This window comes from Pseudomonas sp. KCJK8993, from assembly GCF_046230915.1.
Lineage (GTDB): Bacteria > Pseudomonadota > Gammaproteobacteria > Pseudomonadales > Pseudomonadaceae > Aquipseudomonas > Aquipseudomonas piscis.
The window spans coordinates 1-10,525 of sequence record NZ_JBJJLO010000167.1; the positions used below are offsets into that span (position 1 = coordinate 1).

Here is a 10,525-nt window from a genome sequence, read left to right on the forward strand (position 1 = left end):
GCGCAGCCTTGCCCGCCCAGCTTGCCCTTGCCCGTGGCGGTGGCGGGGAGCTTCACCTCCGGGCCCTGGCGGTACACGGTCTGGTCGCCGAAGAATTCGTCGCTATGGGCTTCGCCCGCCGGCAGGCTCGGCTGCTGCTCGGGCGGCAGGCCGTCGAACTTCAGGCGTTTCTGGTACAGGTAGTAGCCGTCGGCGATCTGCCAGAACAGCTGGGTCTCGCCCGAGGGCAGGCGCTCGGAGCTGAATACGAACGCCTGGCCCACCGGCAGGAAGTCGGGCTTGACCTCGAACGGATTGTTGCCGGCTTGCGCCAGGGTGGTGAACAGCATGAACAACAGGATGAACAATCGACGCATGGTCAAGCCTTAAACCGGTGCAAGTTGCGAGCACAATGGCCGGCCCTGATTAACCGATGATTAAACCGCGCCTTGTGGCCCGGAGCGGGCGGGCATAATGTCCGCTTAATCCGCTGCTTGCTTAATCAACGCCTTTGTACAGGACCGACCATGCACGTACTTGTCTGTGAAGATGATGAGCTGATCGCCAGCGGGATCGTCGCCGGCCTCTCGGCCCAGGGCCTGACGGTCGAGCATGTGGCCACCGCTTCGGCGGCGCGGGCCATGCTCGGCGTGGCCGATTTCGACGTGATGGTACTGGATCTTGGCTTGCCGGATGAAGATGGCCTGAAACTGCTCAAGCAACAGCGCCAACAGGGCCTGGAGATCCCGGTGCTGATCCTCACCGCCCGGGACGCGGTGACCGACCGGGTCGACGGCCTGCAGGCCGGGGCCGACGACTACCTGCTCAAGCCTTTCGACCTGCGCGAACTGGCGGCGCGCCTGCACACTCTGTTGCGCCGGGCGGCGGGACGCAGCGTCAACCTGATCGAGCACGGACGCCTGACCTACGACCCCAGCACCCGCGAAACCCTGCTCGGCGGGCAGCCGGTGGACCTGTCCCGGCGCGAGCAATCGCTACTCCAGGCCCTGCTGCACAACCGCGGCCGGGTGCTGTCCAGCGAGCAGCTCAAGGACAGTGTCTATGGCTTCAACGATGAGCTGGAGAGCAACGCTCTGAACGTGCACATCCATCACCTGCGGCGCAAGCTCGGCAATGGCATCGTCGAGACCGTGCGGGGCCTGGGCTATCGCCTGGGGCCGGCGGATGGCGAGGAGAGTCGCTAAGTGAGGAGCCTGCGCCTGCGCCTGAGCATCACCCTGGGCGCTGCCTTCATCCTGATCTGGACCCTGGCCGCGGCCTGGATGCTCAGTGATCTACGCAACCAGATGATGTTTTCCCTGGACCAACGGCTGGTGGCTTCGGCGCGGATGGTCGCGGGCCTCTTGGAGCAGATGCCGGCATTGCCGTCCCATGGCCCGCACGATCACATCGACAGTGCCGCCCTGAGCATCCCCGGCGGCATGGCGTGCCAGGTCAGCTCCTTGCGCGGACAGATCCTGGCCCGCAGCCACAGCACCCCCGATCACACGCTGGAAGCCGAGAAGCTGGGGTTCCACGACCAGATGATCGACGACGCGCCCTGGCGCACCTTCACCCTGGTGCGTGGCGACCTGCGCATCACCACCGCCGACCGCCAGGTGGAGCGCGAGGCCCTGAATTTGTCGATCCTGCTGGCGGCCTCGGTGCCGGTGGGGGTGGCCCTGCTGGGTTGCCTGTGGCTGTTGTGGCTGGGCATCGGCCAGAGCCTGGCGCCGCTGAACCGCATCCGTGATGCCCTGATGCGCCGCAGCGCCGATTCCCTGGAGCCGTTGCAGATCCAGCCCATGCCCAGCGAGTTGCGCCCGCTGCTGGAAACCCAGAACCAGCTGTTCCAGCGCATTGCCCGGACTATCGAGCGCGAGCGGCGGCTGACCGGCGATGCCGCCCATGAACTGCGCAGCCCGCTGACGGCGATCAAGACCCACCTGCAAGTGGCGCGGATGACCGAGGGCGCGGCCCACGACCAGGCACTGGCCCGGGCCGAGGAGGGCGCCGATCGCCTGCATCGGACCCTGGAGCAACTGTTGTTGCTGGCTCGCGTCGAGGGCAGTCTGTCGTTCGATGACGGTGTGCAGTGCACGGCGGAGCAGGTGGCGCGCCTGGCGATCCAGGACGCGGTCGTCGGCGCTCGCCAGCGGGTCCAGTTGAATCTGGAGCCGACAGCGGCTGGCGCCGCGGTGGATATGCCCTCGACCCTGGCCATCGCCGCCTTGCGCAACCTGCTGGACAATGCCCTGCGCCATACGCCCGAAGCATGTCCGGTGGAGCTGAACCTGGAACTGGTCGCCGGCCGGGTGCGTTTCCAGGTGCGGGACCACGGCCCGGGGATTCCCGAGGCAGACCTGCAACACCTGACCCAACGCTTCTGGCGTGATAGCCAAAGCAGTGGTTGCGGCCTGGGGCTGGCGATCGTCCAGGCCATCGTCCAGCGCTGTGGCTGCGAACTGCATTTCGACAGCCAGCCCGATGGCCTGCGGGTGGAACTGACCCTGCCTGCCCGGCCCGCTTGAGCCGCCCTGGCCCGGGACGGGCCTTTGGGCAATTTCCCCGATCCAAGGTGTAAATCCCGACGCTGCTGGTGCGTTTTCAGAACAGGAAAACCTGTCAATGCGCACCCCCTCTCGGCTGCGCATCCGGCCGGTGGCCGTTTTGCTCAAATTGCAGCGTGAGGGTTCCACAGATGTCAGCCGTTACCAGCCTTATGGAAGATCAGCCGGTGGGGCATGCCGCCCCGGTGGCCGAGACGCTCTACCAGTTCGACGAGTCGCCCCTGCTGGCTCGCCAGAATCGCCAGGAGTCCAATGCCCGCAGCTATCCGCGACGCATCCCCCTGGCCCTCAAGCGCGCCAGCGGTATCCACGTCGAGGATGTCGAGGGGCGGCGCTTCATCGATTGCCTGGCCGGTGCCGGGACTTTGGCCCTGGGCCACAACCATCCGGTGGTGATCGCGGCGATCCAGCAGGTACTGGCCGATGAACTGCCGCTGCTGACCCTGGACCTGACCACGCCGGTCAAGGACCAGTTTGTCCAGGACCTGTTCGGCCTGTTGCCCGAGGCCCTGGCCGCCGAGGCCAAGATCCAGTTCTGTGGGCCCACTGGCACCGATGCGGTGGAAGCAGCGCTGAAGCTGACCCGGACCGCCACCGGGCGCAGCACCGTGCTGTCGTTCCAGGGTGCCTACCATGGTATGAGCCAAGGCTCGCTGAGCCTGATGGGCAGCCTGGGGCCCAAGCGGGCGTTGGCCGGGCTGTTGAACAACGGCGTGCAGTTCCTGCCGTTCCCCTATGACTATCGTTGCCCGTTCGGGCTCGGTGGCGCCGCCGGGGTCAAGGCCAACCTGAACTACCTGGAGAACCTGCTCTGCGATCCGGAAGCCGGCGTGGCCCTGCCCGCGGCGGTGATCGTCGAGACGGTACAGGGCGAGGGGGGCGTGATCCCGGCCGACCTGGAATGGCTGCGCGGCCTGCGTCGTATCACCGAGAAAGCCGGGGTGGCGCTGATCGTCGACGAGATCCAGAGCGGTTTCGGACGCACCGGCAAGATGTTCGCCTTCGAGCATGCCGGGATCATCCCGGACGTGGTGGTGCTGTCCAAGGCCATCGGTGGCAGCTTGCCGCTGGCGGTGATGGTCTATCGCGACTGGCTCGATACCTGGCAGCCCGGCGCCCATGCCGGCACCTTCCGTGGCAACCAGATGGCCATGGCCGCAGGTTCCGCGGTGATGCGCTATCTCAAGGAACACCGGGTGACCGAACACGCGGCGGCCATGGGCGAGCGCCTGCGCGAGCACCTGCTGATCCTGCAGCGCGACTACCCGCAACTGGGCGATGTACGTGGCCGGGGCTTGATGCTGGGGGTGGAACTGGTGGACCCGCAAGGTACGCCGGACGCCCTGGGGCATCCGCCGCAACATCGACGCCTGGCGCCGCTGGTGCAGCGCGAATGCCTCAAGCGCGGGCTGATCCTGGAGCTGGGCGGGCGCCATGGCAGCGTGGTGCGCTTCCTGCCGCCGCTGGTGATCAGCGCGGCGCAGATCGACCAGGTGGCGGAGATCTTCAGCAAGGCGGTGGCCGCCGCCGTGGCTGGCCTCTAATTTTTCGCGGCCCTGGTTCGTTACTTCTACACCATCGCCGCGCCTGGGCGCGGCGACACTCATTCAGTGATGGAGACAAGCAATGACTTCCGTATTCGACCGCGACGACATCCTGTTCCAGGTAGTGGTCAACCATGAAGAGCAATATTCGATCTGGCCTGACTACAAGGCCGTGCCACAAGGCTGGCGCACCGTGGGCAAGAGCGGCTTCAAGAAAGACTGCCTGGCCTACATCGAGGAAGTCTGGACCGACATGCGTCCCTTGAGCCTGCGCCAGAAGATGGATCAGCAAGCGGTTGCCGGCTAAGCCATCGCAGCCATGAAAAAGCCCGCTGGACGTTCGGTCCAGCGGGCTTTTTCGTGCCTGGGGCTCAAGCGCGCTTGACGGCTTGCAGGGTGTAGCTCAGCGGCAGGCGCCAGGGCGCATGCTTGAGTCGATATTCGCCGTGTTCGTCGGCGTCCATCTGCCCGGGCAAGGCTTCCCATGGAATGCTCTGGTGCTCCACCAAACCGGTGATTTCCAGGCCCTGGCCCAGCAGTGCGCTGATGATTTCGCCCAGGCCATGGTTCCATTCGTGGGTGACCGTGGCCTCCAGCTTCTTGTCGGTCTCCACGTAAGTGCTGCTGTCGTCCCAGACCAAGGGTTCGCTGCGTTCGAAGTAGGGCAGTTCCACCCGTAGCGAATCGCTGTGACCCTCGTTGATCGCCCAGAGCATCGGGTGCCCTTCGCGGATGAACAGGCGGCCACCGGGCTTGAGCAGGGCGCCCACGGTACGGGCCCATTGCTCGATACTCGGCAACCAGCACAGGGCGCCGATGCCGGTGTAGACCAGGTCGAAGCTGGCCGCCGGCAACACTTCGGCTGCCTTGTAGACATCCGACTCGTGGTAGTCGATGGCGGCGTCGCAGCGCTGGGCCAGGGTGCGGGCCTCGGCGAGAGACGCGGGGGAGAAGTCCAGGCCGCTCATCTGTGCCCCCAGGCGAGCCAGGGACAGGGTGTCGGTGCCGATATGGCATTGCAGGTGCACGCCGCGCAGGCCACGGATATCCCCCAGCAGCGGCAGGTCGAAACGCACCACGTCGGAGAGGTATTGCGGGTCGTCGATGAAGCGCTGCACGCCATAGTCCGGCGAGGCGGCATGCAGGGGGGCGCGCTCGTCCCAGTTGGTCTTGTTGAGGCTGACGTAATCGCTCATGGCGCTGTTCCTGGCGTCTGTTTAGGCGAGGCGCAGACTAGCACCGGGAAATGAGCGCGATCTTGAGGAAATATGTAAGCGCCGCCGCGCCACTTGTAGCCGTTGCCGAGCTTGCGAGGCTGCGCAAAGGTCCGCAGGACTTGCCTGGCGATTGCCTGCCGAGCCTCCTGCGCCTTGAGAATGCGGCCTCCCTTCGACGGGGTGCCGCCCAGACCGTTTGCGGCTTCGGCAACGGTTACAGGCTCAGCTTTGCGGGGCCAGGGCCTGGGTGATCTTCTGCAGGTTGCCCTCCAGCTCGCTGGCCGGATCGGCGCCATCGGTTTCCAGCACCAGCAACTGGCTGCCGCCGGCGTCGATGGCGGCCTTCAGCGCTTGCGACGGTTGCTGGTGGTGCAGGACCAGCGCCACGTCGTGCTCCTTGAGCTGGGTTTGCAGCGCCTTGAGGGCCTCTGGCGTCCATTGATCGTCGGCCCGGGCATCCACGGCCACCAGTTCCAGGTTCAAGCCGCTGACCAGGTAGCCGAAATGCTCGGACAGGCTCAGCACGCTGAGGTTGTCGGCTTCGGCCAGGCGCGCCTCGCTGTCGGCGCTGAGCTTGAGCAGGCGCTGTTTCAAGTTGGCCAGGTTGCTCTCGATTCGAGGTTTGGCCATGGGGGCCAGGCGCACCAGGTCGGCTGCCAGCACGTCGGCCATGCGCCCCAGGTTATTGCTCGACAACCATGGCTGGGCGTTCAGGCCGTCGCTCTTGCCCGGTTGCAGGGCGACGCCGGGCAGGGCGCCATCCACGGGGCGTGCGGCATCGATTTCGACGATGCGGATATTGCTGCGCCGGGCATTGGGATACAGCGGGTCGTCCGGCCAGATCGAACGCAGGCCGATCACTGCGTCGGCACCCTGGGCCAGCTTGCCCAGGGCCGGGGCACCGCGCCCGGTGAAGTAGGCGGTCTGCCGCGAGCCCGGCAGGTTGGCCGGGGCGGCCCGCTCGAGCTTGACGTCGGTGCCTTGCAGCAGGATTTGCCCCAGGCCGAAGGTCACCGGCAGCGAGGCCAGCACCGTCAATGGCTGTTGGGTGGCGGCGGGGGCCGGTTGGCCCTGGCGGACATTGTCCGCTGCCGACAGAGCCGGGGCATGGAGCAGGCCGCCGAGGGCCAGGATCAGGGTCAGGCGAGGCAGTGACAGATGAGGTGATGAACTGTGCATTTATCCGATATTCCCTTTCAGGCTGGGGACGGTGCCGCGGGCGATGGCGGCCAGGGCGAAGCAGATGCCGGCCACCAGGATGATCGCGGCGCCGGAGGGGACCGGCAGGTCGAAGACGATCGGCAGCAGGATGCCGCACAAGGTGCAGAGGGTGGCGATGCTCACCGAGATCCAGAAGAACCCCTTGAGCGACTGGCTGAGCAGGCGCGCCGCGGCGGCCGGGATCACCAGCAGGGCGCCGACCAGGATCGCGCCGATGACTTTCACCGCGGCCACGGTGATCAGCGTCACCAGGATCACGAACAGGTAGTCCAGGGCCTTTACCGCTACGCCACGCACCGCCGCCAGCTGTGGGTTGAAGCTGGCCAGCATGATGCGGTTGTACAGCGGCAGGCTCAGGCCCAGGACCATGGCGCCGACGACCAGCAGCACCAGCAGGTCGTCGCCATTGACCGTGAGCACCGAGCCGAACAGCACGTTTTCCAGGATATGCACGTTGATCTTGCCGGCCAGGACCAGCAGCAGGCTGGCGCCCAGCGCCAGGGACACCGAGAGGAAGACCCCGATCAGCGTGTCCGGGGCCAGGCCGGTGCGATTGCGCAGGTAGTTGAGCAGGATGCCGAACAACAGGCAGTAGCCGAACAAGCTGCCGTAGGGGCCGGTGTAGGGCTCGCCCAGGAGGATGCCGATGGCCACTCCGGTCAGGGCGGCGTGGCCCACGGCTTCGGAGAAGAAGGCGAAGCGCTTGACCACGACCAGGGTGCCCAGGCCTCCGAGCACCGGGCCGATCAGCAGGCCGGCGAGCAGGGCGTTGACCACGAAACCGTAGGCCAGGGCCTCCGGCAAGTAGCCTGAAGAGGCCCAGCCCTGGACCATCAGGCGGAAAGCTTCATAACTCATCAGGCAACGCTCCCGGCGGCTCGTGGATGGGTGGAAAACAGGCTGAGCAGGCGCTCCGGCGTCAGGGTCTGCTGCGCCGGGCCGTCGAACAGCACCCGGCGATTGAGACCGGTGACCCGGTCCGCCAGGCGTCCCACGGCTTCCAGGTCGTGCTCGATCCATAACAGGGTGATGCCGCGCTGGCGCCAGTCCTGGAGCAAGCGCTCGAAGACCTGGATCCCGGCTTCGTCCAGGGCCGACATGGGTTCGTCCAGCACCACCAGTTGCGGTGCCGGGATCAGGCCCTGGGCCAGCAGCACCCGTTGGCGCTCGCCGCCGGACAGGGCGCCCATGCGCCGCTTGCGCTTGTCCTGCATGCCGACTTGCTCCAGGGCTTCGCCGATGGCCTTGGCGTAATGCCGGCTCAGGCCGAGAAACGCCGGCCGGCGCTGGCACATGGCGGCCATGAAATCGTCCACGGTCATCGGCAGGCCACGATCGAACTCCAGGGCCTGGGGTACATAGCCGATGGTGCCCGGGGCGTCCGGCCACTGCAGGCGCAACTGGCCCTGGTGGGGCATCTGTCCCAGCAGGGTCTTGATCAGTGAACTCTTGCCGCCACCGTTGGGGCCGACCAGGGCGTGCAGGCTGCCGGGCTGCACCTGGAACGTCACCTGGTCGAGGATGGTGGTGCGGCCCAGGACCAGGCTGACCTGGTCGAACTCGATGGCCGGGCCCCGCAGCAGGGTCTCGATGGCGGTCATGCTCCGGCCTCCTGGATGGCGCGGACCACGGTATCGAGGTTGCCCTTCATTTCCTTCTCGTACTTGTCGGCGCTGTAGTCACCGTAGGAAATGTGCGAGAGCGGGTAGAGCTTGACCCCGGATTCGCGCTGGATGGTATCGACGTAGGTGGAGGGGAAGTCCATCTCCGAGAAGATCACCTTGACGTCCAGTTCGCGCAGTTGATCGATGGTCTTCTTCAACTGGCTGGGGCTGGGCTCGATGCCGTGGGCCGGCTCGACCACGGCGGTGACTTCCAGGCCGAATTCGCGCAGCAGGTAGTCGTAGGCGGCATGCACCGTGGCCACCCGCAGGTCGGCGTTGGGTGCCTGGGTCAGCTTGGCCAGGGCATCGGCGCGCATCTGCCGCAGGCGCTTGCCGTAGGCGCGGGCGTTCTGGGTATAGGTCTTGGCGTTGGCCGGGTCCATCTTGCCCAGCTCCCGGGCGATGTTGTTGACCTGGGCGATGGATGCGCTGATGGACAGGAAGGTGTGCGGGTTGACCACCTTGCCGGCGCCGCGGGCGGCGATGCCGGTGGCGGCCAGCAGCGGTACGTTCTCGTTGGCCTCGATCACCGGGATGTCCGGGCGCTCGCTGGTGGCGATCATGCGGTCGGCGAAGTCGTCGTGGCCCACGCCGTTGAGCACGATCACGTCCAGGGTGCCGATGCGCTTGATGTCCTCGGCGCGGGGTTCGTAGGCGTGGGGGTTGAAGCCGGCCGGGATCAGCGGCACCACGTCGGCCTTGTCACCGACGATGTTGGCCACATAGCTGTAGTAGGGGTGCAGGGTGATGCCGATGCGCAGGCGCTTGGCGCCATCGGCGCTGGCCAGGGGGCTGAGGAGGAGGGCCAGCAGGCTGACCAGCAGCACCTGCAAGAATGGACGACGTGGAGATGAAATGGGCATGGGCTAGTGTTCTTCTCTCGGGGGAATGCAGGGGCTCAGTGGCGGTGCTGGCGGGTCACTCCGGCATCGAATTGCGCCACCACCTGCTGCCAGCCGGCGGCGATCAGCTGTTGCTGGCCAAGGTCATGGGGAACGCTGGCCGAGGGGCTGCGGTTGAGCCAGATATCCACCTGGGTGTCATCCTCTGGGGCGATACGCATGAGGAAGGAGCCGGCCACCTGTGGGTTCTGGCTCAGCCCCAGGTAGGCCTGGTCCAGTACCTGCCAGGCATGTCCGCCACGGCTGACCGAGCTGGCGTCCTGGGCGAAGGGGGCGAAACCTTCCTCGGCCAGTTGCGCGGGACTGGGCAGGGCCTGGCCTTCGGTTTGCAGCAGGCGGATCTCGTCGAGGGTCACCCGCAAGTCGGCATAGATCCCTTGCTCGCCGGCGCTCAGGTCGCGGCGGGCATCCAGTTGATGGGCGGCGATGGTGTTGCGGGTATCCGCCTCGCTGTGCCACAGCACCACGCTGGCGGCTGCGCAAAGGATCAGCAGGCACAGCAGCAGGACATACAGGGTTTCATGGCCGGCGCCGGCGGGGCGCACGACCTGGGTGGTGGCAGGGGTCATGGGGCCTCGATATCCGCTTGGTCGATCTCGACGACGTGGCCGGGGCCGGCATCGAACAGGACGTAGAACTCGCTGGAGGGCTTCTTGAAGGTCAGGGTCGAGTCGTTGCCCAGCTTGCCGGGCACCAGGATGGTCTCGTCGTAGCCGATCACGTCCAGGGTCACGCCCGGGGCACCGCTACCGTCGGAAAAGCCGCCAGTGCAGCGGATCTGCTCGGCATCGATGGCCTTGCACTCGCACATCGGATTGTGGGCCAGGGCGCTGTGGCTGAATGTCGTGCCCGCGAGCAGCAGGGCTGCGGCGCCTAGGCGCCGGGTGAATGCGCGAGTCATGGTTTGCCTCCTTGTTTTTCGAGCCAGGCCACGGTGGCCGGCGAGGCCTGGCTCAGGGGAATGGCCGTCTGGTGCATGCTGCCGTCCCAGCCTTCCATGGTGATCCACAGTTCGGCGTCGGCCTTGGTCTTTTCCGGAATTGGCAGGCTGGCGCCCATGCGGTACGGGCTGCCGAAGAAGATCACTCCGGCGGCCCGCAGGCTGCGAGGCTTGCCGATGCGCAGGTAGGTGGCCTTGACCGGCTCGATGCAGGCCTGGCACAGCGCGGCGTTGAAGCTTTTCAAGTAACCGGCGGGACCATCGCTGCGCGGTGGTTCGATGCGCAACTCGGCCAGGCGCAGGCTCCAGGGACCGACCTGGACTTCGCCGATCTCGCGTTCGCCCAGGCCGCTATCACCGCGAAACAGCGCGGCATCGGCGAAGTACTTGGGCATGAAGCCCAGGGGAATGAGCACCAGCAGGATATTCAGGTGAAAGCGCCACTTGTGCCAGAACCGGACGAGGGGCGAATCAGGGGCGGCGGTGTG

At 66.4% G+C, this 10,525-nt stretch carries 13 protein-coding genes; 4 read left to right on the top strand and 9 right to left on the bottom strand.

The annotated features are described in order from the left end of the window. A partial coding sequence (locus ACK6AU_RS30130; RefSeq protein ID WP_409303307.1) for a protein-disulfide reductase DsbD domain-containing protein occupies positions 1-356 on the bottom strand: 356 nt, incomplete at its 3' end. A 150-nt stretch (positions 357-506) separates the two neighbouring features. Here ACK6AU_RS30130 and ACK6AU_RS30135 point away from each other — a divergent pair. The 4 genes from ACK6AU_RS30135 to ACK6AU_RS30150 all read left to right on the top strand — a co-directional run bounded on the left by ACK6AU_RS30135 (position 507) and on the right by ACK6AU_RS30150 (position 4,400). Beyond that, positions 507-1,184 (top strand): response regulator, encoded by a 678-nt coding sequence (locus ACK6AU_RS30135; RefSeq protein WP_409303309.1) that lies wholly within the window; start codon positions 507-509, stop codon positions 1,182-1,184. Next, complete coding sequence (locus ACK6AU_RS30140; RefSeq protein ID WP_409303311.1) at positions 1,185-2,510, top strand: ATP-binding protein; 1,326 nt, start codon at positions 1,185-1,187, stop codon at positions 2,508-2,510. A gap of 170 nt (positions 2,511-2,680) precedes the next feature. Beyond that, positions 2,681-4,093 carry an aspartate aminotransferase family protein gene (locus ACK6AU_RS30145; protein WP_409303313.1) on the top strand — a complete coding sequence of 471 codons (1,413 nt, stop codon included), beginning with the start codon at positions 2,681-2,683 and terminating at the stop codon, positions 4,091-4,093. Positions 4,094-4,175: 82 nt separating this feature from the next. Next, entirely contained in the window at positions 4,176-4,400 is a 225-nt protein-coding gene (locus ACK6AU_RS30150; RefSeq protein ID WP_022639965.1) for an MbtH family protein, read from the top strand. A 64-nt stretch (positions 4,401-4,464) separates the two neighbouring features. On the opposite strand, the gene ACK6AU_RS30155 is transcribed toward ACK6AU_RS30150, so the two are convergent. The 8 genes from ACK6AU_RS30155 to ACK6AU_RS30190 form a co-directional block, all read right to left on the bottom strand. Further along, positions 4,465-5,289, bottom strand: a complete 825-nt coding sequence (locus ACK6AU_RS30155; RefSeq protein ID WP_409303315.1) for a class I SAM-dependent methyltransferase — start codon at positions 5,287-5,289, stop codon at positions 4,465-4,467. A gap of 243 nt (positions 5,290-5,532) precedes the next feature. Continuing rightward, positions 5,533-6,489, bottom strand: a complete 957-nt coding sequence (locus ACK6AU_RS30160) for a metal ABC transporter solute-binding protein, Zn/Mn family (RefSeq protein ID WP_409303317.1) — start codon at positions 6,487-6,489, stop codon at positions 5,533-5,535. Further along, positions 6,490-7,389, bottom strand: a complete 900-nt coding sequence (locus ACK6AU_RS30165) for a metal ABC transporter permease (protein ID WP_185701021.1) — start codon at positions 7,387-7,389, stop codon at positions 6,490-6,492. It abuts the gene before it with no gap. Then, positions 7,389-8,132, bottom strand: coding sequence for a metal ABC transporter ATP-binding protein (locus ACK6AU_RS30170; protein ID WP_185701022.1), 744 nt, complete (start codon positions 8,130-8,132; stop codon positions 7,389-7,391). Before ACK6AU_RS30170 ends, ACK6AU_RS30165 begins: the two co-directional genes overlap by 1 nt. Continuing rightward, entirely contained in the window at positions 8,129-9,058 is a 930-nt protein-coding gene (locus tag ACK6AU_RS30175) for a metal ABC transporter substrate-binding protein (RefSeq protein ID WP_103324961.1), read from the bottom strand. The genes ACK6AU_RS30170 and ACK6AU_RS30175 overlap by 4 nt, the downstream gene beginning before the upstream one ends. Positions 9,059-9,093: 35 nt before the next feature. Then, positions 9,094-9,666 (bottom strand): DUF6162 family protein, encoded by a 573-nt coding sequence (locus ACK6AU_RS30180; RefSeq protein ID WP_185701024.1) that lies wholly within the window; start codon positions 9,664-9,666, stop codon positions 9,094-9,096. Then, on the bottom strand, positions 9,663-9,998 hold the full coding sequence (locus ACK6AU_RS30185; protein WP_185701025.1) for a hypothetical protein: 336 nt from the start codon (positions 9,996-9,998) through the stop codon (positions 9,663-9,665). The genes ACK6AU_RS30180 and ACK6AU_RS30185 overlap by 4 nt, the downstream gene beginning before the upstream one ends. After that, the coding region (locus tag ACK6AU_RS30190) for a thiamine pyrophosphate-binding protein (RefSeq protein WP_409303321.1) at positions 9,995-10,525 on the bottom strand (531 nt) is incomplete at its 5' end. The genes ACK6AU_RS30185 and ACK6AU_RS30190, both read right to left, overlap by 4 nt.